At 64.4% G+C, this 20,214-nt stretch carries 20 protein-coding genes; 6 read left to right on the top strand and 14 right to left on the bottom strand.

Annotated elements, in window-relative coordinates:
• Positions 1 to 122: 122 nt before the first annotated feature.
• Entirely contained in the window at positions 123 to 1,289 is a 1,167-nt protein-coding gene (locus ACR0NB_RS01065; RefSeq protein ID WP_254435538.1) for a benzoate/H(+) symporter BenE family transporter, read from the top strand.
• A gap of 27 nt (positions 1,290 to 1,316) precedes the next feature.
• Here ACR0NB_RS01065 and ACR0NB_RS01060 read toward each other — a convergent pair whose 3' ends face one another.
• Positions 1,317 to 2,099 carry a crotonase/enoyl-CoA hydratase family protein gene (locus ACR0NB_RS01060; RefSeq protein WP_170358246.1) on the bottom strand — a complete coding sequence of 261 codons (783 nt, stop codon included), beginning with the start codon at positions 2,097 to 2,099 and terminating at the stop codon, positions 1,317 to 1,319.
• A gap of 144 nt (positions 2,100 to 2,243) precedes the next feature.
• Here ACR0NB_RS01060 and ACR0NB_RS01055 point away from each other — a divergent pair, with 144 nt between their 5' ends.
• On the top strand, positions 2,244 to 3,353 hold the full coding sequence (locus ACR0NB_RS01055) for a pyridoxal phosphate-dependent aminotransferase (protein WP_170358244.1): 1,110 nt from the start codon (positions 2,244 to 2,246) through the stop codon (positions 3,351 to 3,353).
• On the opposite strand, the gene ACR0NB_RS01050 is transcribed toward ACR0NB_RS01055, so the two are convergent.
• From ACR0NB_RS01050 to ACR0NB_RS01025, 6 genes are all read right to left on the bottom strand, one after another.
• Positions 3,350 to 4,540, bottom strand: coding sequence for a pyridoxal-phosphate-dependent aminotransferase family protein (locus tag ACR0NB_RS01050; protein ID WP_170358242.1), 1,191 nt, complete (start codon positions 4,538 to 4,540; stop codon positions 3,350 to 3,352). The two genes, ACR0NB_RS01055 and ACR0NB_RS01050, sit on opposite strands and share 4 nt — an antisense overlap.
• 52 nt (positions 4,541 to 4,592) lie before the next feature.
• A complete protein-coding gene (gene eda / locus ACR0NB_RS01045) occupies positions 4,593 to 5,228 on the bottom strand; it encodes a bifunctional 4-hydroxy-2-oxoglutarate aldolase/2-dehydro-3-deoxy-phosphogluconate aldolase (RefSeq protein WP_480774723.1) in 636 nt (211 codons plus the stop codon).
• Positions 5,229 to 5,232: 4 nt separating this feature from the next.
• Positions 5,233 to 7,038, bottom strand: a complete 1,806-nt coding sequence (gene edd / locus ACR0NB_RS01040) for a phosphogluconate dehydratase (protein ID WP_480774722.1) — start codon at positions 7,036 to 7,038, stop codon at positions 5,233 to 5,235.
• Position 7,039: 1 nt separating this feature from the next.
• On the bottom strand, positions 7,040 to 8,485 hold the full coding sequence (zwf, locus tag ACR0NB_RS01035; RefSeq protein ID WP_170337556.1) for a glucose-6-phosphate dehydrogenase: 1,446 nt from the start codon (positions 8,483 to 8,485) through the stop codon (positions 7,040 to 7,042).
• Positions 8,486 to 8,631: 146 nt separating this feature from the next.
• Positions 8,632 to 10,875 (bottom strand): phosphoenolpyruvate--protein phosphotransferase, encoded by a 2,244-nt coding sequence (gene ptsP / locus ACR0NB_RS01030; RefSeq protein WP_170337555.1) that lies wholly within the window; start codon positions 10,873 to 10,875, stop codon positions 8,632 to 8,634.
• Positions 10,876 to 10,921: 46 nt separating this feature from the next.
• Positions 10,922 to 12,160: an aspartate kinase gene (locus ACR0NB_RS01025; protein ID WP_480774721.1), complete on the bottom strand. Its 1,239-nt coding sequence runs from the start codon at positions 12,158 to 12,160 to the stop codon at positions 10,922 to 10,924.
• A gap of 166 nt (positions 12,161 to 12,326) precedes the next feature.
• Between ACR0NB_RS01025 and ACR0NB_RS01020 the strand changes: the two genes are divergently transcribed.
• On the top strand, positions 12,327 to 12,683 hold the full coding sequence (locus ACR0NB_RS01020) for a hypothetical protein (protein ID WP_170337960.1): 357 nt from the start codon (positions 12,327 to 12,329) through the stop codon (positions 12,681 to 12,683).
• Here ACR0NB_RS01020 and ACR0NB_RS01015 read toward each other — a convergent pair.
• From ACR0NB_RS01015 to ACR0NB_RS00995, 5 genes are all read right to left on the bottom strand, one after another.
• Positions 12,677 to 13,315, bottom strand: coding sequence for an SDR family oxidoreductase (locus ACR0NB_RS01015; RefSeq protein WP_170337552.1), 639 nt, complete (start codon positions 13,313 to 13,315; stop codon positions 12,677 to 12,679). The genes ACR0NB_RS01020 and ACR0NB_RS01015 overlap by 7 nt on opposite strands.
• A gap of 3 nt (positions 13,316 to 13,318) precedes the next feature.
• Positions 13,319 to 13,774: a DUF1178 family protein gene (locus ACR0NB_RS01010; protein ID WP_480728717.1), complete on the bottom strand. Its 456-nt coding sequence runs from the start codon at positions 13,772 to 13,774 to the stop codon at positions 13,319 to 13,321.
• 72 nt (positions 13,775 to 13,846) lie between these two features.
• Positions 13,847 to 14,311: an NUDIX hydrolase gene (locus tag ACR0NB_RS01005; protein WP_480774720.1), complete on the bottom strand. Its 465-nt coding sequence runs from the start codon at positions 14,309 to 14,311 to the stop codon at positions 13,847 to 13,849.
• Between the two features lie 113 nt (positions 14,312 to 14,424).
• Positions 14,425 to 15,174 carry an EcsC family protein gene (locus ACR0NB_RS01000; RefSeq protein WP_170337952.1) on the bottom strand — a complete coding sequence of 250 codons (750 nt, stop codon included), beginning with the start codon at positions 15,172 to 15,174 and terminating at the stop codon, positions 14,425 to 14,427.
• Positions 15,175 to 15,228: 54 nt separating this feature from the next.
• On the bottom strand, positions 15,229 to 15,723 hold the full coding sequence (locus ACR0NB_RS00995) for a GNAT family N-acetyltransferase (protein WP_170390634.1): 495 nt from the start codon (positions 15,721 to 15,723) through the stop codon (positions 15,229 to 15,231).
• Between the two features lie 72 nt (positions 15,724 to 15,795).
• On the opposite strand from ACR0NB_RS00995, the gene ACR0NB_RS00990 reads away from it, so the two are divergent.
• Positions 15,796 to 16,401: a flavin reductase family protein gene (locus ACR0NB_RS00990; protein ID WP_480774719.1), complete on the top strand. Its 606-nt coding sequence runs from the start codon at positions 15,796 to 15,798 to the stop codon at positions 16,399 to 16,401.
• 134 nt (positions 16,402 to 16,535) lie between these two features.
• Here ACR0NB_RS00990 and ACR0NB_RS00985 read toward each other — a convergent pair whose 3' ends face one another.
• Positions 16,536 to 18,170 carry a SulP family inorganic anion transporter gene (locus ACR0NB_RS00985; RefSeq protein WP_170438224.1) on the bottom strand — a complete coding sequence of 545 codons (1,635 nt, stop codon included), beginning with the start codon at positions 18,168 to 18,170 and terminating at the stop codon, positions 16,536 to 16,538.
• Positions 18,171 to 18,386: 216 nt separating this feature from the next.
• Here ACR0NB_RS00985 and ACR0NB_RS00980 point away from each other — a divergent pair, with 216 nt between their 5' ends.
• The gene (locus ACR0NB_RS00980) at positions 18,387 to 19,259 is read left to right on the top strand and encodes an S-methyl-5'-thioadenosine phosphorylase (protein WP_170366647.1); all 873 of its coding nucleotides are present in this window, start codon (positions 18,387 to 18,389) and stop codon (positions 19,257 to 19,259) included.
• Positions 19,260 to 19,320: 61 nt separating this feature from the next.
• Positions 19,321 to 19,950 (top strand): LysE family translocator, encoded by a 630-nt coding sequence (locus ACR0NB_RS00975; RefSeq protein ID WP_480633433.1) that lies wholly within the window; start codon positions 19,321 to 19,323, stop codon positions 19,948 to 19,950.
• A gap of 6 nt (positions 19,951 to 19,956) precedes the next feature.
• Here ACR0NB_RS00975 and ACR0NB_RS00970 read toward each other — a convergent pair whose 3' ends face one another.
• Positions 19,957 to 20,139 (bottom strand): hypothetical protein, encoded by a 183-nt coding sequence (locus ACR0NB_RS00970; RefSeq protein ID WP_170337544.1) that lies wholly within the window; start codon positions 20,137 to 20,139, stop codon positions 19,957 to 19,959.
• Positions 20,140 to 20,214: the final 75 nt, after the last annotated feature.

Genomic DNA, 20,214 nt, shown 5'->3' with positions numbered 1-20,214 from the left:
AGCCCCTCGCACACGCTTGACGAAACCCCGCCGCGCACGCCCGGCGGGGTTTTTTGCACCCGACCCTGTTCACCGGGCCAAACGGTTGCTAGCAATCTCGGGACCAATCCACCGAGGCCCCCATGTCCAGACCTTTTCCGCCGATGCAGACCGTTTCAACCGGGCTGGTCGTGGCCGTTGTCGGCTTTTTCAGTTCGTTTCCGATTGTCCTGCAGGGGCTGGACGCCATGGGCGCCTCGGGGCCGCAGGCGGCATCGGGGCTGATGATGGCCGCGCTTGCCATGGGGCTGGCGGCGATCGTGCTCAGCCTGTGGTACCGCCAACCGATCAGCGTGGCCTGGTCCACGCCCGGTGCGGCGCTGCTGGCGGTTTCGGCCGCGCCGGCCGCGGGTTTCTCGGGTGCCATCGGCGCGTTCCTGTTTGCGGGTGCGCTGACCGTGCTGGCCGGAATGTGGCGCCCGCTGGGACGGTTGGCGGCGGCGATTCCCACCTCCTTGGCGCAGGCGATGCTGGGCGGAGTGCTGCTGCCGCTGTGCATCGTCCCGTTTCAGGCTGCGGTCGAGATCCCCTGGCAGGCCCTGCCGGTGATCCTGACCTGGTTCATCGCCGGACGTGTGCACAGACTTCTGGCGGTCCCCGCCGCCGTGCTGGCCGCCGCGCTGGTCGTCGTTCTGTTCTCTGACGGACCGTCTGTGCGCCCCGACCACCTGCTGGCCGCGCCGGTCTGGACCACGCCCACCTTTTCGGTGGCGTCGATGATCGGCATCGGGGTGCCGCTGTTCGTGGTCACGATGGCCACGCAGAACATTCCCGGCATCGCGGTCATGCGCAGCTTTGGCTATGCCCCGGTGGCAGGGCGGCTATTCTCGGCCGTGGGCGGGGCCAGCATCCTGTCGGCCCCCTTCGGCGCGCCGGCGACCTGCCTCGCGGCCATCACCGCCGCCATGTGCTCGAACGAGGACAGCCACCCCGACCGGGATCAGCGCTATTGGTCCGCGGTTATGGCCGGGGTTTTCTATTGCCTGTTCGGGGTATTCGCCGTGGCCATCACCGGGTTTGCCGCCCATGCCGATCCGATGCTGATGGGCACGTTGACCGGCGTGGCGCTGATCGGGGTCATGGCCAACGCCACCTTCGCCGCGCTCGAGGTTCCGGCCGAGCGCGAAGCCGCGATCCTGACCTTTGCCATCACCGCCTCGGGCATCACCGTGTTTGGCCTGGGCGCGGCGGTCTGGGGCCTGCTGGCGGGCGGCATCGCCTACGGGGTGACGACGCGCCTGCGGGGCTGAGTCCGATCTGGCCGCGGCCCGCGAGGGTTACTTGAACTCGGGCTTGCGGCCCTGCATCTGGGCCATCACCACTTCCATCTGGTCGGGTTTGCCGATCAGCTCGACCTGTTCGGCGGATTCGGCCAGCAGAACCTCGGCGCGCGACTTAGTTTCGGCCACCTCGATCAGGCGTTTCGCGGCGCGGATGGCCGAGGGGCTCTTGCCCGCAATATCCTCGGCCAGCGCGATGGCTTCGGTCAGCGGATCATCCGACAGGCTGGTGACCAACCCCCAGTCGGCGGCCTGAGCGGCACCGATGGGCCGCGCGGTATAGGTCAGCATGCGCAGCACGTCGGACCGTACCAGTTTCGGCAACAGGACCATGCCGCCCATGTCGGGGATGATGCCCCATTTCATCTCCATCACCGCCAGCTTGGCGTCGGGATGGGCGATCCGGATATCGGCGCCCAGCGCGATCTGCAGACCACCGCCATAGGCCACGCCCTGAATGGCGCAGATCACCGGCACCGGCACGCGGCGCCAGATCAGCGCCAGTTCCTGCATCTCGTTGGCGTCGTCATGGCTGCGGGTCATCAACCACTCGGTCGGGTCCTTGTGCGCCATGGCCGCAAAACTGGCCATGTCGAGCCCCGCGCAGAAGCTTTTGCCCTCGCCCGACAGCACCACGGCACGGGCGTCCGAGGCGGCGACCTCTTGCCCCGCTGCCAGGATCGCCTTGACCATCGCATCATCCAGCGCGTTCATCTTGTCGCCGCGGGTCAGGGTGACATGGGCGATGTGGTTCCTGTATTCGACTGATACGCGCGCCATCTGGGCCTCCGGGTTTGGTGTTCCGGGCAAACCATGCCCCGAAACCCGCAGCCGACGCCAGCCCGACGTGAGGGCAGATCGGTGCGGACGCCCCGGCCCCATGCAAGGCTTGCCCCGGCCATGCCCTTGGGATTATCTGCGCCCATGACCGGACCCAGATACACCCCGCTTGCCCAATCCCTGCCCGCAACCGTGCCCTTCGTCGGCCCCGAGACGCAGGAGCGCCAGCGCAGCGCCCCCTTCGTGGCCCGGCTGGGCGCGAACGAGAGCGTGTTCGGCCCCTCGCCCCGCGCGATCGAGGCGATGCGGCAGGCCGCTGACGGCATCTGGATGTATGGCGACCCAGAGAACCACGATCTGCGCCATGCGCTGGCCGATCATCACGGGATCAGCCCCGACAACATCGTGGTCGGCGAAGGCATCGACGGGCTGCTGGGCTATCTGGTGCGCCTGATGGTCGGTCCGGGCGATGCGGTCGTGACCTCGGACGGGGCCTATCCCACCTTCAACTACCACGTCGCGGGCTATGGCGGGACGATCCACAAGGTGCCTTATGCCAACGATCACGAGGACCCGGCCGCCCTGTTCGCCAAGGCAGCCGAGGTCGGCGCCAAGCTGGTCTATCTGGCCAACCCGGACAACCCGATGGGCAGTTGGCATCGCGGCACGGACATCGTCGCGGCGATGGACGCTCTGCCGGACGGCTGTCTGCTGGTTTTGGACGAGGCTTACGTGGAATGCGCGCCCGTCGGCACCGCCGCGCCGGTCGCGGCGGATGATCCGCGCGTGATCCGGATGCGCACCTTTTCCAAGGTCTACGGCATGGCCGGCGCACGGGTCGGCTATGCGATCGGAGCGCCCGGGTTGATCTCGGCCTTCAACAAGGTGCGCAACCATTTCGGCATGAACCGCATGGCGCAGGCCGGGGCGCTGGCCGCCCTGCACGATCAGGACTGGCTGACGCAGGTACAAGCACAGATCGCCTCGGCCTGCGACCGGATCGGCGCGATCGCGCGTGACAACGGGTTGGCCCCGCTGCCCTCGGCCACCAATTTCGTGGCGATCGACTGCGGGCGCGACGGAGCATTTGCCAAGGCGGTGCTGGATGCGCTGGTGGCGCAGGGGATCTTCGTGCGGATGCCATTTGCAGCCCCGCAGAACCGCTGCATCCGCGTCAGTTGCGGCACCGAAGCCGACCTGAACGCCTTTGCCGCCGCCCTGCCGCAGGCGCTGGCGGCCGCGCGCAGCGCCTAGCCCGCCAGAACCCCCGCCGCAGCCTCGAGCGCGCCGGACCCGCGTGGGATCTCCAACGCGGCCATGGCGGTTTCGATGCCGCCCAGCAGACCCATGACCATGTGCCCGTTCAGATGGCCCATGTGGCCCAGCCGGAAACATGACTCCTCGTCCGCCATGCCCAGCCCGATGCCAAGGGTCAAGCCCAGGTGCCGCTCGGTATAGCTGCGCAGGGGCGTGCCGCGACCCTCGGTCAAGCGCAGAGCGGTGACGGCATGGCTGCGATGCGTGCGATCGCCGACGTTCAGGTGCAGCGCCCCGGCCTCGGCCCACTTCTCGCAGGCGGCCCAGACGGCATGGGCCAGCTGCGCATGGCGGGCCCAGACCTGCTCAATCCCCTCGGCATGGATCAGATCAAGGGCGGCGCGCAGGCCGTACAGGTGGTGCGTCGGCGCGGTGCCGCCGAAATACTGATAGAACCAGTCGGGCTCTGATCGTGGCTGCCAGTCCCAATAGGCCGAAACCCGCGGCATCGCGGCCCGTTTGGCCTTGGCCCGGTCGTTGAAGAACACGAAGGACATGCCCGCAGGGGTCATCAGCCCCTTCTGGCAGGCGGTGACCATGACATCGACGCCCCAGTCATCCATCTCGAACCGGTCGCAGCCCAGAGAAGCGATGCAATCCGCCATCAGCAATGCCGGGTGGTTCAGATCGTCCAGCAACGCCCGCAGCGCCGGAATGTCGTTGCGGATCGAGCTGGACGTGTCCACATGCACCGCCAGAACCGCCTTGATCCGGTGGTCGGCATCAGCCCGCAGGGCCTGCGCGATCCGGTCCATATCCCACGGGTCGGAGGGGCCGAAATCGATCAACTCGACCTTGACGCCCAGACGCTCGGCCATTTCCGCCCAGCCATGGGTGAACCGCCCCGAAGCCGGAGCCAGTACGGTTTCCCCCGGCGCCAGAACGTTGGACAGCGCCGCCTCCCACGCGCCGTGGCCGTTGGCGATGTAGATCGCCACCTCGTGCCGGGTACGGGCCACGCGGCGCAGGTCGGCCGTCAGGTCGGGCATCATCTCGACCAGTTCACCGGCATAGATATTGGGCGACGGGCGGTGCATCGCCTGCAGCACCGCGTCCGGAATCACGGAAGGGCCCGGAATGGCCAGATAATTTCGCCCTTGGGCGAAGGAAATACTGTCTGTCATGTGGATCAACCTGCCTGCAATGGCGCCCACCCTAGCGCCCGGCCCGGCAAGGTCAATCCATCAGGGCGGCCGCCTCACGCGCAAGGGCTTCGATCCCCGCCCAGTCGCCCTGCGCCACCATCTGTTTCGGCGCGACCCAACTGCCGCCCGCGCAGATCACGTTGGGCAGGGACAGGTAGTCGCGGGCATTGGCGGGCGACACGCCGCCCGTCGGGCAGAAGGTGATCTGCGGCAGCGGCGCGCCGATCGCCTTGAGCGCAGGCGCCCCGCCCGAGGCTTCGGCCGGGAAGAACTTCAGCATGTCATAGCCCTGCTCGAGCAGGCGCATCGCCTCAGTCGCGGTGGCCGCGCCGGGCAGCAGCGGCAGGCCCTCGGCCTCGCAGGCGGCGATCAGGGCATCGGTGGCCCCGGGCGATACGCCGAACTGCGCGCCCGCCTCTTTTGCGGCGCGGACATCGTCGGGCGTGACCAGCGTGCCGGCCCCCACGACCCCGCCGGGCACCTGCACCATGGCGCGGATCGCGTCCAGCGCCGCGGGCGTGCGCAAGGTTACTTCGAGCGCAGGCAGGCCACCGGCCACCAGTGCCTCGGCCAGCGGGCGGGCATGGGTGGCGTCATCGACGACCAGAACCGGGACGATGGGCGCCAATGCGCAGATCTCGCGTGTGCGTTGAGTTTTTGCGGACATAGGCTCAGGCTCCGAAAATGCTGGCACCGGCATCGGCCGAGCCGACGGCGTTGCGGAACGTGGTAAACAGGTCGCGGCCGACCCCGTATTGATGCGCCGAAAGATCGGCGGTGGCGGCGGGGCGGTCCAGCACGCCGGGGGTCAGGATTTCAAGTTGACCCCGGACCGCGTCGACGCGCAGCAGGTCGCCATCGCGCAGCTTGGCGATCGGGCCGCCGTCCAGCGCCTCGGGGCAGACATGGATCGCCGCGGGCACTTTGCCCGAGGCCCCCGACATGCGGCCATCGGTCACCAACGCCACCTTCTGCCCGCGCCCCTGCAGGATCGACAGCAGCGGCGTCAGCGAGTGCAGTTCGGGCATGCCGTTGGCCTTGGGCCCCTGAAAACGGACCACGACGATGACATCGTCGGTGAACTCGCCCGCCTTGAACGCGGCCTTGACCTCGTCCTGGTCGTGGAAGACACGCACAGGGGCCTCGACCACTTGGTGTTCGGGCGCCACGGCCGAGACCTTCATTACTCCTGTACCCAGGTTGCCGCTCAGCCGCGACAGGCCTCCGGTGGGCTGGAACGGGTCACTGGCCGGGCGCAGGATCTTTTCGTTCAGGCTGTGGCCGGCGCCGTCCTCCCAGACCAGCGCGCCATCGATCAGCTTGGGCTCCTGCGTATAGTGGTGCAGCCCCTGCCCCGCCACGGTCAGCGTGTCGGGATGCAGCAGGCCTTCATCCAGCAACGTGCCGATGGTGTAGCCCAGTCCTCCCGCCGCATGGAAATGGTTCACGTCGGCCAGACCGTTGGGATAGACCCGCGCGACCAGGGGCACGACGCCCGAGATGTCCGAGAAATCCTGCCAGTCCAGCACGATGCCCCCGGCACGGGCCATGGCGATCAGGTGGATCAGCAGGTTGGTCGACCCGCCCGTGGCCATCAGCCCCACGATGCCGTTCACGAAGGCCCGTTCATCGAGGATCTGGCACACCGGCGTGTAGTTGTTGCCCAGCGCGCTGAGTGACAGGGCACGGCGGGCGCCTTCCTCGGTCAACGCATCGCGCAGCGGCGTGTTGGGGTTGACGAAGCTGGAGCCCGGCAGGTGCAGGCCCATGAACTCCATCAGCATCTGGTTGGTGTTGGCGGTGCCGTAAAAGGTGCAGGTGCCCGGCCCGTGATAGGCGGCCATCTCGGCGGCCATCAGTTCTTCGCGGGTGGCTTCGCCGGCGGCGAATTTCTGGCGCACCTTGGCCTTTTCGTCGTTGGGCAGGCCGCTGGTCATCGGGCCGGCGGGCAGGAACACCGCCGGAAGGTGGCCAAAGCTTTGCGCTGCGATCACCAGCCCCGGCACGATTTTGTCGCAGACCCCCAGGAACACCGCTGCGTCAAAGGTATTGTGGCTGAGCGCCACCGCCGCCGCCAGCGCGATCACGTCGCGCGAGAACAGCGACAGCTCCATCCCGGCCTCGCCTTGCGTGACCCCGTCGCACATGGCCGGAACCCCGCCCGCGACCTGCGCGGTGCCGCCTGCGGCACGGGCCGCGCGGCGGATCAGTTCGGGATAGCGCTCGAACGGCTGGTGTGCCGACAGCATGTCGTTATAGGCGGTGACGATGCCAAGATTGCCCACGCTGGTCGTGGCCATCGTCTGCTGATCGGCCCCCGCCCCGGCATAGGCATGGGCCTGGCCGCTGCACGACAGATGCGCGCGCGCCGGCCCTTCGGACCGGGCCTGCTCCATCCGCTGCAGATAGGTACGGCGGGGATCGGCGCTGCGCTCGATTATCCTTTGGGTGACATCGGTGATGACGTTGTGAACCATCTCAACCTCCGATCTGGCGCCAGCGGCGCCCGTCGCGATGCATCAGCATCAATGCGTCTTCCGGGCCGGAACTGCCCTGATCATAGCGCGAGGGGCGGTCGCCGCGCTCTTCCCAGCCCTTGATGATGGGATCGACCCAGGCCCAGGCGGCCTCGACCTCGTCGCCGCGCATGAACAGGGTCTGGTCGCCGCGGATCACGTCCATCACCAGCCGTTCATAGGCGTCCTGTGCACGCACATCGGCACCCAGCGCCTCGGCAAAGCTCATGTCCAGCGCCACGTCCGTCAGGCGGAAGCCGCCCGGGCCGGGATCCTTGATCGTGGTGCGCAGGGTGATGCCCTCGTCGGGCTGCAGGCGGATCACCAGAACGTTGCCGTGCAGCGGGCCGACATTGGGAAAGATCGTGTGCGGCGGGTCGCGGAAAAACACCGCGATTTCGGATTCGCGGGCGCGCAGACGCTTGCCCGTACGCAGATAGAACGGAACCCCCGACCAGCGCCAGTTGCCCACGCGCACCTTCAGCGCGATGTAGCTTTCGGTCAGGCTGTCGGGGTTGCCCACATGATCAACATAGCCGTCGCCGCCCTTGTCCGCCCGGTACTGGCCGCGGGCGATGTCGGTCGGGGCGACAGGTTCCAGTGCCTCGATCACCTTGACCTTTTCACTGCGCACCGCGTTGGGCGAAAAAGTCGAGGGCGGCTCCATCGCGGTCAGGCACAAAAGCTGCACCAGGTGGTTCTGCACCATGTCCCGCATCGCACCGGACTGGTCGTAATAGGCGCCGCGCCCTTCGACCCCGACGGTTTCGGCCACGGTGATCTGGACATGATCCACATGGGTCGCGTTCCACAGCGGTTCGAACAGCGAGTTGGCAAAGCGCAGCGCCATCAGGTTCTGCACCGTTTCCTTGCCCAGGTAATGGTCGATCCGATAGATCTGATGTTCTTCGAAACAGGCGCGCAGACCTTCGTTCAGCGCCTTGGCCGAGGCCAGATCATGGCCAAAGGGTTTCTCGACCACGATGCGGCTGTCGGGCGTGGCAAGCCCGTGATCATGCAGGCGCTGTGCGATGCCGGGAAACAGTTTCGGACCGACCGACAGATAAAAGGCGCGCACCACGTCAGCACGCAGCGATTTGGCCAGCTTGTCCCAGCCGTTTTCGCCCAGCGCATCGACCGATACGTATTCGACCCGGGCCAGAAACCGGTCCAGCACGTCCTTTTTGAACGACGGGGCGAATTCCTTCATCGACTTGCGCACCTGCGCACGGAACCCATCATCGTCCATATCCGACCGCGCGGTCCCGATGATGCGCGCATCTTCGGGCATCTGCCCCACTTCGAAGCGATGGTAAAGGCCCGGCAGGATTTTGCGCTGGGCCAGATCTCCGGTCGCGCCGAACAGGACCAGATCGAACGGATCTACTGGGATTACGCGTGAAACCATGGCTGGCTCCCTTCTTCGGACAATCCGGCGCGGTCTGCAGCCAGACATCCTGTTACCGCTAACATTCGTGGCTTGGATAGAAAGACCAAGCCCAAAAAGCAAGCCCGGATTTCGGAATCGGGCCTTTTTTCGCGGTCACCCGGGCGTCAGCCGTTGTCGCGCAGATACTCCATGATCGCCGGACGCACCGATTGTTCGCCCCGATGGCGAGCGTCGGCGATGATCTTGCGGACCTCCTGCAGGTTCGAACGCAACAGCAGGCTTTTGACCGGGCCGATCGAGGCCGGGCGCATCGACAGGGTGCGGATGCCCATCGCCGCCAGGCAGAGCGCCTCGATCGGGCGGCCGGCATCCTCGCCGCAGAAACTCAACGGCGTGTCGGAAATTCCGCACCGTTCGACGATGCGCTCGATCAGGCTGAGGAAGCTGACATTCAAGGTGTCATAGCGGCGACGCACCAGCTCGTTTTCACGGTCGGCTGCGAAGAAGAACTGCTTCAGGTCGTTGCCACCGATCGAGATGAAATCGACCTCGTCAAAAAACTTCTGCGGCGCGAAGGCCAGCGAAGGCGTTTCCAGCATCGCCCCGATTTCAAGCGTTTCGGGCAGAACATGGCCCAGACGCTTTTCGCGGTCGATGGTCTTGTTCACTTCCCACCGGGCCTCGCGGTATTCATCGGCCTGTGCCACGAATGGGAACATCACCGTCAACGGTCGCCCCTCGGCGGCGCGGATCAGCGCCTGCAACTGCATGCGCATGACCCCACGCTTGTCCAGACCCACGCGAATGGCACGCCAGCCCAGCGCCGGGTTGGGCTCGGCAACATGCTTCATGTAGGGCAGCACCTTGTCCGACCCGATATCCAGCGTTCGGAATACCACGCGCTTGCCATCGGCCGAATCCAGAACGCGTTTATACTGCGCCACCAGTTCCGACCGTTTGGGCATCTGGTTGCGGATCAGGAACTGCAATTCGGTGCGGAACAGGCCAACGCCCTCGGCTCCGGACGTCTTGAGCGACGGCAAGTCGGCCATCAGGCCAGCATTCATCACCAGATTGATCCGCTCGCCATCCTTGGTCACGGTCGGGGTTTCGCGGATCGAGGCATAGCGTTTCTGCGCCTCGGCCTGCATGGCCATCTTGTCGCGGAAGGCGCTGACGACGGTATCCTCGGGGCGCAGATGCACCACCCCTTCATCGCCATCGACCAGAATGTGGTCGCCGTTCAAAGCCTCGGTCGTGATCCGGCCCACATGCACCACCAGCGGGATGGCCAGAGCGCGGGCGACGATGGTGGCATGACTGCCGACCGAGCCTTCCTCGAGCACGACACCTTTCAGCGAACGGCCATACTCCAGCAGGTCACCCGGGCCGATATTGCGCGCCACCAGGATCGGATCGGGCGGCAGCTCTTTACCGTTCGACCCGCCCTGCCCGGTCAGGATGCGCAGCAGACGGTTGGACAAATCGTCCAGATCCGCCAGACGCTCGCGCAGATAAGGGTCGGTGACCTGGCTCATCCGGGCGCGAGCCTGCGACTGTTCCTTTTCCACCGCCGCCTCGGCGCTGAGGCCGCGGGCGATATCCTCCTCCATCCGCCGCATCCAGCCCTTGGAATTGGCGAACATACGGTAGGCTTCCAGAACCTGCAGCTGTTCAGTGTCACCGCCCCGCGAGATTTCAAGCATCTTGTCGACGCCAACGCGCAGCTCTTCGACTGCTTCGTTCAGCCGCTCCAGCTCGCGATGTGGATCGTCGGCGATCGGGTTGGTGACGACGACACGCGGCTCGTGCAGCCAAACATGCCCCTCGGCCGAGCCCTCCTGTGCCGGGCCACCGCGCAGCAAAATGGATTGCTGATGCAGTGGTGAAAGGGCGGCACCTTCGCCCACAAACGCACCCAATTCGGCCATTTCCGCAAGGACCATAGCCACGACTTCAAGCGCATAGACCTCATCCGCCGAAAACTCGCGTTGAGCGCGGGACTGGACCACAAGAACCCCAAGCTTCTGCCCCAGCCGCTGAATGGGCACGCCCAGGAACGACGAAAAACGCTCCTCGCCCGTTTCCGGCATGTACCGGAAACCTTTCTCGGAGGGCGCATCGGCGGCGTTGACGACCTTGCCGAACTTGGCCACCCGGCCAACAAGACCTTCGCCCAGACGCATCCGGGTCTGGTGAACGGCCTCGGGGGCAAGACCTTCGGTGGCACACAGCTCCAGGGTTTCGTCGTCGCGGAACAGATAGATCGAGCACACCTCGCACCGCATGCTGTCGGCGATCAGGTGGGTGATCCGGTCAAGACGCTCCTGACCGGCAGCCTCGCTTGCCATCTCCTCGCGCAGCCGCCCTAGCAGCTTGCGGGATTCTGTTTCCATTCCGTCTGCCATCGCCCGATCTACTCTGCGGTGTCAGGCGGGACCTTGGCCGAGATGCTCAGGCCGCCTTTTCCAGTTCAAAGGCATCATGCAGCGCCTGAACGGCAAGTTCCATGTATTTCCGGTCGACGAGGACGGAAATTTTGATCTCGGAGGTTGTAATGACCTTGATATTGATCCCCTCATCCGAGAGTACCTTGAACATCTTGGCCGCCACGCCCGACTGCGAACGCATGCCGATGCCCACCACAGAAACCTTGGCCACATCGGTATCGGCGACCAGCTCGGCATAGTTCAACTCGCCACGTTCCTTGACTGCCAGCAGCGCCTTTTCGGCGCGCGCCACCTGGTTGGTGGGGCAGGAAAAGGTCATGTCCGTGCGCCCCTCGTCCGAGATGTTTTGCACGATCATGTCGACATTGATCCCTTCATCGCTGAGCGCGTTGAAGATGATCGCGGCGATGCCGGGGCGGTCGGCGACCGACACGACGGTCATCTTGGCCTCGTCCCGCGAATAGGCCACACCCGAGACTACATTGGATTCCATGATTTCCTCCTCGTCGACGACCAGGGTTCCGGCCTCGTCGGACTGTTCCTCGAAGCTCGAGAGAACACGCAGTTTCACCTTGTACCGCATCGCCAGCTCGACCGAGCGGGTCTGCAGCACCTTGGCCCCCAACGAGGCCAGTTCGAGCATTTCCTCGAACGAAATCTTGTCCAGCTTGCGCGCCTTCTCGCAGATGCGCGGATCTGTGGTATAGACGCCGTCCACATCCGTGTAGATGTCGCAGCGTTCGGCGTCGAAGGCGGCGGCGAAGGCCACGGCGGTGGTGTCCGAGCCGCCCCGGCCCAGCGTGGTGATCCGCCCTTCGGAGCTGAGACCCTGAAAGCCTGCCACCACCGCGACCTTCATTCCCTCGCCGAACTTCTGGTTGATGTTGTCGGTCGGAATATCAAGGATCCGCGCCGCCGAATGGGCGCCGTCGGTCAGCAGCGGCACCTGCCAGCCCTGCCAGCTGCGGGCGGGGATCTCCATTTCCTGCAGCGTCAGCGCCATCAGACCGGCGGTGACATTCTCGCCCGAGGATACCACGGCATCATATTCGCGCGCGTCATACAGCGGCGAGATCTCGTCGACCCAGCCCACCAATTCGTTGGTCTTGCCCGACATGGCCGACACGATGACGATGACGTCATAGCCCTTGGCCACTTCGACGCCGATGCGCTTGGCCGCGCGGCGGATGCGGTCGAGGTTGGCGACGGATGTGCCGCCGAATTTCATCACGAGTACGGGCATGGGGGCAAATGTCTCCGCGCCTTGGATTTCCGGTCCCGAGCGTCTTATGCGAGGCAACACACAAGAGCAAGGGCACATAGAACGGCAGGACACTGCAGCGCAACGCTTTACAAGGACCGGCAGCAATGTCAGCGTATCGTCAAGGATTTAAACCATGAGGAATACCATGCTGCGTTTTGTTTTCGCCTGTGCTCTGATGTCCAGCCCGGCTCTGGCCCAGGTGGCTTCACTGTCCGGAACGGACGGCCAGAACGCGTTGGGAACGGTCCCCTGCGCCGCGTTGGCGGGTCAGCCATTGAAAAATTGCCCTGCCGAGTTGCGGCGCAAGGATGATGGCACTGCAACCCTGGCGGTTCAGTTGGATACTGGGGAAGTACGCCGCATCTATTTCACCGATGGAAAGCCGGATTCCAGCAGCTCGACGTCGAAGATCACTTCGGAAACGCGGGGCGAAATTCTGGTGATCTTCATCGATCCCGGTGAAGTCTACGAGATCCCCAAGGCAGCGCTGGCCGCTCAGTAAGGATGTGCCTGCCCGTCCCAGGTTTCAAAGCAGCCGGTGGAGTCCAAACTCAGCGCATCGAAACGCTCGGTCAACCCGGCAACGGCCTGTGACACGGTGATGTCGGCGGCCTGACCGCCCATGTCCGTCTGCACCCATCCCGGGTGATAAATGCCGACGGCGATGCCATCGTCCTTGATATCCACCGCCAGGTTGCGCCCAAGGTTCAGCACAGCCGCCTTGGAGGCCCGATAGATATAGCTGCCCCCGGGCGCCCGCGTGTGCGAGGCCATCTGCGACGAGATGATCGCGATCTTGCCGCGCGCCGCACGCAGATTGGGCAACAAGGACTGAATGGTCAGAAACACCCCGGTGACGTTGGCCGCAAAGGTCTGGCCCCACATCTCGGCCGGGTAGCCGTCGATTGTTTGGCCTTTGTCCAGATAGACACCTGCATTGCAGATCAACAGATCTACGGGCTGGCCATCCAACTTGCGCGCCATCTGCGCCTGTTGCGCCGGGTCGGTAACGTCCAGACGAATATCGGCGGAATCGTCCCGTGCGGTGCCGGTGACAGTATCGCCGCGGCCACGATAGCATTCAGCAAGAGCACGCCCAATGCCGCGATTGGCGCCGGTGATAACAAGATGCACGGTTCAGTTCGTCTTTCGGCTTGGAATGAACGGCAGAGGGGCCACGGGAACCCCATCTTCGATCAGGGCCTTGGCCTCTTCCGGCTTGGCCTCGCCATAGATGGCGCGCTCCGGGGCCTCGCCCAGATGTATCTTGCGGGCCTCGCGCGCAAATTCGCGGCCGACATAATCGGAATTCGCCTCGACCTTGGCGCGCAGGGCGTTGAGAACGCGCTCTATCTCGGCCTTGGTCGGTTGGTGCTGGGCTTCGGGTCGATCACTGTTCTCCGCGCGCGGCATTGCAGCAGATGAGCGCGCAGACTGGACCCGCGGCGTCATGATCGCCTTTTCGACCTGGGTGCTGCCGCAAGTCGCGCAAGAGACCATTCCAACCTTAGACAGCTTGTCGTAAGCGTCCGCAGACTGGAACCAACTGTCAAACGCGTGACCATTGCAGCATTTCAGTGAATATTGAATCATCTGTCGCCCAAAATGTCGGTGGGCCAATAGATACTGACAGACATGGCAATATCAAGTCTTTACAGAGGCGGTTCAATGAGGATTGAGCGCATTTGACCGCAACAGCCCGGAAAGCCCGCCGATCGAAACCGCTTGTGCTGCTTTTTCCGGCAGCATCCATCTACGCCGCCGTTCTGCGACTTCGGGGAACCGATCCGCCGTCTTGGTAACAAGCAACGGGTAGACATCAACGACGCATGTCACCCGCCCCATATCCCGGTGGTGTTTGTCGAAAGAGAACTGCCCGATACTGCGCGTCTCACAACGGCCTGTCACACCGGCTTCTTCCCAAGCTTCCTGCGCTGCGGTCTCAGACCCGCTAAGGCCGTCGATCATGCGGCCTTTGGGGATGATCCACCGCCCCGACCCCCGGGTCGTGATCAACAATATCTCAGGCACCCCGCGCCGAAGCCGGTAGCATAGAGCCGCAGACTGCGGCAGAACCGGAAGTGCCCCGGTTTCGGACAGAATGTCTGGTGACAGCCCTGCGCTTTTCACGCTGCCCCGCCTCTTGTTTTGTTCTTCTTGCCTGTTTTCGGCCACTTATCTTGCGGGCCGATTGGGTGCAGGATACCACATCCTGCGGTTCTGTCCAATTTTGAAACTGAGGATCAGGCCAACATGCGACGTTGCAGACGCTGCACAAGCTCGTCATGCGGAATATCGGCATCGATCGCCAGACGCCGCAGGCCGAAATGCACACGGGCAATCTGCTGATAGTACCGGGCGTAGAGGTAGTTCGCGCCACCTCCGGCCAAGGCCCCCAATACCGGAACGGTCTGTGCCGCCAGTTTCTGCCCCAAAACGACCGACAACCTCGGAGCGACGGCGGCAATGATCTTTTGCAGAGCGGGGCCCGTCACGGTCAGTCGGACTGAAAAGAACCCCATGTCTGCGCCGTCGTCATGCGCCAAGGGACCTGCCGCCGACAAAACGCGGATGCAATCGAACTGCACGTTCCTTGCCGAGGGGTCAAAACCTTCACGCGATGCGGCACCCTGTATTGAGCGCAACAACATGGCCGTGGTCGCCGGAAGCTCGATCAACGCCGTCGTCAGGCCGCCAGCCCCACCCGCGGCGCCCATCGTGGTCGATATGGCGGTGTTGACCCACGGCTTCTGGTCGGGAACCGCGCGGCGCGATCCGTCAGCGGCACGAACTGCAAGCCACAAGGCCTGCTCGGTTGCACCGGTCAGCCCATCGCGCACCGAACCGGGCAGCTGTTCCAGCAGCGACTCAGCCGATCCACCCAGACGATTGAGCAACCTGATACCGCTGCCGCCCGCGCTGCGGTAGTGGCTTGCCAGCCGGTCCAACTCAGCGTCGGGGTCGATTTCTCCGACGAGAACGACGTCATTCATTCGGTGTCCTCCTGACCCTGAAACATTGGCATTTCACAACGCCGATTCAATAGATCAGCGCGTCCAGCGGGTCACCGAACCACTCACTCCGTGCCATGCGCCGGTGGTCAAATCCAGCCCGAGAACCCGATCCGGGTTGGTTGGCGGGGGCATCTCAACACCCTCGAGCCGCGCAAACCCAAAGCGTGAATAATAGGGCGCGTCACCGACCAGCATGACCCGGTCCCACCCTTTGGCCCGCCCGGCTTCGATACCTTCGTGGATCAGAAAACCACCCAAACCTTCCCCCTGGTGGGTCGGGTGGACGGCAACGGGCCCCAGCAAAAGCGCGTCGTGTGCGCCAACATGAACCGGCCAGAATCGGATGGCCCCAGCCAAAATGCCCTGCCCGTCACGGGCAATCATCGACAGGCCCGGCACTGGCGGAACATCGTCGCGCAAGCGGTAAGACGACAGCGCCTCGCGCCCCGGCGCAAAACACAGGTCGTAGAGGGCTTCGACTTCCCACCAATCCTCCGGCTCTTCCGGCCTGATCCCGAACTGCTGCACCGCGGCCCTCTTTTCGACTCTGGCAATCGCCCTAGCACTTCGCTAGGCCTTGAGCAAACGCTTGGAGATCAGATGTTCTATCGCCCCGAAGACGGTCACGGTTTGCCGCACAACCCGTTCAACGCCATCATCACGCCGCGCCCGATCGGATGGATCTCGACCCGCAGCGCCGATGGGATCAACAATCTGGCACCCTATTCATTCTTCAACGGGGTCGCCTATACGCCGCCGCAGGTGATGTTTGCCTCCACCGGCACGAAACACGACCAGGACCGCGGAAAGGACAGCATCGCCAATATAGAGGCGACCGGCGTCTTTTGCGTCAACGTGGTGGCCCACGCCCATCGGGATGCGATGAACGCAAGCTCGGCCAGCCTTCCGAAAGAGGTGGACGAGTTCGCCCACGCCGGCCTGACACCTGTGGAATGCGAAACCATCCCATGCGCTCGCATCGAAGGCGCCCCCGCCGCGCTGGAATGCAAACTGACCCAGATCGTCACGCTGCCCGGCCAGGCCAACCGGGTGGTTTTCGGAGAAGTCGTCGGCGTGCACCTGCGCGATGACTGCCTGAAGGACGGCAAGTTCGACGTCACCACCTTTCAACCCTTGTCGCGGCTTGGGTATCGCGACTACTCGGTGGTGACGCAGTTGTTTTCCCTCAATCGTCCAGACGATTGAGCCGGGTTTGGGGGCTCTGCCCCCGCCGCGCTATGCGCGACTCCCCCGGGGTATTTTTAGGCCAGATGAAGGGCTCGCGCGGTCTTCATCTGGTTTAAAATATCCCGGAGCGCGAGGCAGAGCCTCGCATTACCTCAGTGGCCGCCCAGAATGCCGGTTCGAACGGAATAGTCGACCGCAAGGCCGTAATCCGGGTCATCGTCGCTGTCGACCATCAGGTGACCTGCTTTCTTGAGCAGCTTGTGGCAATCCCGGCTGAGATGGCGCAGCATGACGCGCTTTCCTGCCGCCTCGTATTTCGCGGCGATGTTTTCGATGGCCTGCAGGGCCGATTGGTCGACCACACGGCTGTCGGCGAAGTCCACGATCACCGTTTCCGGGTCGTTTTGGACATCGAACAGTTCGACAAACCCCTCAGACGAGCCGAAGAACAGCGGGCCCTTGATCTCGTAGACCTTGGCGCCTTTCTCGGTTTCCGAGTCGCGGGTGACCGCGTGGATGCGCTTGGCGTTGTTCCAGGCATAGGCCAGCGCCGAAACGATCACGCCGACCACGACGGCCACAGCGAGGTCTTCCATCACGGTGACGACGGTGACCAGAACGATGACGAAGGCATCCGTCAGCGGCACCTTGCGCAGGATGTTGAACGAATTCCAGGCGAACGTGCCGATCACCACCATGAACATCACGCCAACCAGCGCGGCCAGCGGAATCTGTTCGATCAGGGGTGAGCCGACAAGGATGAACACCAGCAGGAACAGCGCGGCAGCGATCCCCGCGATGCGCGTGCGGCCGCCGGACTTCACGTTGATCATCGACTGCCCGATCATCGCACAGCCGCCCATGCCGCCAAAGAACCCGGTGACGACGTTGGCGGTGCCCTGCGCGATGCATTCCTGCGACGCACCACCGCGCTTGCCTGTGATCTCGCCCACCAGGTTCAGGGTCAGCAGAGATTCGATCAGGCCGATGGCCGCCAGGATGACGGCGTAGGGCAAAATGATCTCAAACGTCTCCCAGTTCAGTGGAACCATGGGGATATGGAATTTCGGCAGTCCACCCTCGATCGAGGCCAGGTCACCGACGCGCGGGACATCCAGCCCCATGCCGATCACCAACGCGGCCACCACGACGATGCCCGCCAGCGGCGCCGGCACGATGCGCGTGATGCGCGGCATCACCCAGATCACCGCCATGGTCAGCGCGACCAGCCCCAGCATCGTATAGAGTTGCATCCCGGACAGCCATTCACCACCGCTCATGCCGTGGCCGGTGTTTTCCATGGTGCCCGGCACCTTGAACTGGCCCAGTTGCGCCAGAAAGATCACGATCGCCAGGCCGTTGACAAAGCCCAGCATCACCGGATGCGGCACCAGGCGGATGAACCGGCCCCAATGCATGGCCCCCGCGATAATCTGCAGGATGCCCATCAAAACCACTGTGGCGAACAGGTATTCGACCCCGTGCTGCGCCACCAGCGCCACCATGACGACCGCCAGCGCACCGGTTGCGCCCGAGATCATACCCGGACGACCCCCGATCAGCGCGGTGATCAGCCCCACGAGGAACGCCGCATACAGGCCTACCAGCGGGTGAACCCCGGCGACGAAAGCAAAGGCCACCGCTTCGGGCACCAAGGCCAGGGCGACGGTCAGGCCCGACAAAAGCTCGATCCGCAGGCGGGCGGGGGTCAGCTTTTCGTCCGGCATCCAGCTCAGATCGGGAATGGCGAGGCGATTGGCAAAGCTTGCCAGCAAGGCTCGGGGCATGAATTGGTCCTGTGGGTCAGAATGTTCGCGCGAAGGCGGTCGTATACCCGCCTTCGGCGCTGTCTGCTAGCCCATCGATGGCAGGCTGTCATGCAAAAACTGCAAGGCGACGCCCCTTGTGGCGCCTGTGCGGCGCAATAACACCGGCAAGCCTTGCCAAATGCCCGACAAGCCCGCAGAAATTCCCTCAGGCAGGTATCGCAGCGGAGAACGAACGTGGCCCAGACAAAAATTGCCGTCATCGGCGGATCGGGAATTTATGACATCGACGGGCTGGAAACGCCGCAATGGGTTACCGTGGAAACGCCTTGGGGCGCGCCGTCCGACCAGATCCTGACCGGGACACTGGACGGCATCGAGATGGCCTTTCTGCCCCGCCACGGGCGCGGGCATGTGCATTCGCCGACCGAGGTGCCCTATCGTGCCAATATCGACGCGCTGAAACGGCTGGGGGTGACCGATGTGATCTCGGTTTCGGCCTGCGGCTCCTTCCGCGAACACATGGCGCCGGGCGATTTCGTGGTCGTCGATCAGTTCATCGACCGCACCTTCGCCCGCGAGAAAAGCTTTTTCGGCACCGGCTGCGTCGCCCATGTCAGCGTGGCCCATCCGACCTGCCCGCGCGTGGGCGATGCCTGTGAATCCGCCGCCCGGGCGGCCGGCATCACCGTGCACCGTGGCGGCACCTATCTGGCGATGGAAGGGCCGCAATTCTCGACGCTGGCGGAATCGAAGATGTACCGCGAGCAGTGGGGCTGCGACGTGATCGGCATGACCAACATGCCCGAGGCCAAACTGGCCCGCGAGGCCGAGCTTTGCTATGCCTCGGTGGCGATGGTCACCGACTATGACAGCTGGCACCCCGATCACGGCGAAGTGGACGTGACCGCTATCATCGCGACGCTGACCGGCAACGCCGAGAAGGCGCGCGCCTTGGTCAAAGGCCTGCCCGCCATGCTGGGAGCGGACCGCGCGCCCTGCCCGCATGGCTGCGATCTTGCGCTGGACCACGCGATTTTGACGGCCCCGGAAAAGCGCGACCCGCAAGTGCTGGCCAAGCTGGATGCGGTGGCGGGCCGGGTATTGTAGGCGTCCTTGACGGCCTCGTGTTTTCTTAGGCTAGCTGCTGCGGATTTGACGGAGTTGGATGATGGATTTTGAACTTTGGCTGGCCTTTGTCGCAGCCTCGACCGCCCTTCTGCTGATCCCGGGACCGACGGTTCTGCTGGTGCTCAGCTATGCGCTGTCCAAAGGGCGCAGCGTGGCCGTGGCCTCGGCCACGGGGGTTGCGCTGGGGGACCTGATCGCTATGACCGCCTCGTTGCTGGGGCTTGGGGCGCTGGTGCTGGCGTCGGCCACGTTGTTTTCGGTGCTGAAATGGGTGGGCGCCGCCTATCTGGTCTGGCTGGGCATCAAGCTGCTGCGCAGTGCGCCGTCCGGCGGGATGCAGGCGGTGGCCACCGCGCGCGACGTTACCGCCCGCGGCGTATTCGGCCATGCGGCCGCTGTCACTGCGCTGAACCCGAAATCCATCGCCTTCTTCATCGCCTTCGTGCCGCAATTTCTGCGCCCGGCCGAGCCGCTGGGCCCGCAGTCCGCGATCCTGATTGCGACTTTCGTGGGATTGGCCGGGCTGAACGCGCTGGCCTATGCGCTGCTGGCCGACCGGCTGCGCCGCGTAATCGGCCGCCCCGGCATCATCACCGGCATGACCCGTTTCGGAGGGTTGACCCTGATCGGAATGGGCGTGGCCACGGCGGTACTGCGTCGCCCGGCCTGAAGGCAGTCAGGTCCCGGCGTTCTCAGCCATGAATGCGCGAATGAACTTGCGGATCTCGCGCGCGGCCGAGGTGTCGAGATCGCGGCACAGCGCAACGAACGCGTCGCGTTCGTCCTTGTCCAGGCGCAGAACCAGCTGGCTGTTCTTTTTGGTGGATCCCTTGAGGTCGGCCTTGGCCACGGCTGTCATCCTTATTCTGGGCCTGCATCAGCGCGTGGCACCTTGTATAGACAAAGCGCATCGCTTGTCGATACCCGCAGCCCC

This window comes from Ruegeria sp. CG3, assembly GCF_056537205.1.
The sequence above is the reverse complement of the archived record's forward strand: the minus strand, read 5'-3'. Positions and strand labels throughout refer to the sequence as shown.

Excerpts from the sequence above, each read along its gene's own strand:
- ACR0NB_RS01065 (WP_254435538.1), top strand. The coding sequence starts at position 123 with ATGTCCAGACCTTTTCCGCCGATGCAGACCGTTTCAACCGGGCTGGTC.
- ACR0NB_RS01060 (WP_170358246.1), bottom strand. The coding sequence starts at position 2,099 with ATGGCGCGCGTATCAGTCGAATACAGGAACCACATCGCCCATGTCACC.
- ACR0NB_RS01055 (WP_170358244.1), top strand. The coding sequence starts at position 2,244 with ATGACCGGACCCAGATACACCCCGCTTGCCCAATCCCTGCCCGCAACC.
- ACR0NB_RS01050 (WP_170358242.1), bottom strand. The coding sequence starts at position 4,540 with ATGACAGACAGTATTTCCTTCGCCCAAGGGCGAAATTATCTGGCCATT.
- eda (WP_480774723.1), bottom strand. The coding sequence starts at position 5,228 with ATGTCCGCAAAAACTCAACGCACACGCGAGATCTGCGCATTGGCGCCC.
- edd (WP_480774722.1), bottom strand. The coding sequence starts at position 7,038 with ATGGTTCACAACGTCATCACCGATGTCACCCAAAGGATAATCGAGCGC.
- zwf (WP_170337556.1), bottom strand. The coding sequence starts at position 8,485 with ATGGTTTCACGCGTAATCCCAGTAGATCCGTTCGATCTGGTCCTGTTC.
- ptsP (WP_170337555.1), bottom strand. The coding sequence starts at position 10,875 with ATGGCAGACGGAATGGAAACAGAATCCCGCAAGCTGCTAGGGCGGCTG.
- ACR0NB_RS01025 (WP_480774721.1), bottom strand. The coding sequence starts at position 12,160 with ATGCCCGTACTCGTGATGAAATTCGGCGGCACATCCGTCGCCAACCTC.
- ACR0NB_RS01020 (WP_170337960.1), top strand. The coding sequence starts at position 12,327 with ATGCTGCGTTTTGTTTTCGCCTGTGCTCTGATGTCCAGCCCGGCTCTG.
- ACR0NB_RS01010 (WP_480728717.1), bottom strand. The coding sequence starts at position 13,774 with ATGATTCAATATTCACTGAAATGCTGCAATGGTCACGCGTTTGACAGT.
- ACR0NB_RS01000 (WP_170337952.1), bottom strand. The coding sequence starts at position 15,174 with ATGAATGACGTCGTTCTCGTCGGAGAAATCGACCCCGACGCTGAGTTG.
- ACR0NB_RS00990 (WP_480774719.1), top strand. The coding sequence starts at position 15,796 with ATGTTCTATCGCCCCGAAGACGGTCACGGTTTGCCGCACAACCCGTTC.
- ACR0NB_RS00985 (WP_170438224.1), bottom strand. The coding sequence starts at position 18,170 with ATGCCCCGAGCCTTGCTGGCAAGCTTTGCCAATCGCCTCGCCATTCCC.
- ACR0NB_RS00975 (WP_480633433.1), top strand. The coding sequence starts at position 19,321 with ATGGATTTTGAACTTTGGCTGGCCTTTGTCGCAGCCTCGACCGCCCTT.
- ACR0NB_RS00970 (WP_170337544.1), bottom strand. The coding sequence starts at position 20,139 with ATGACAGCCGTGGCCAAGGCCGACCTCAAGGGATCCACCAAAAAGAAC.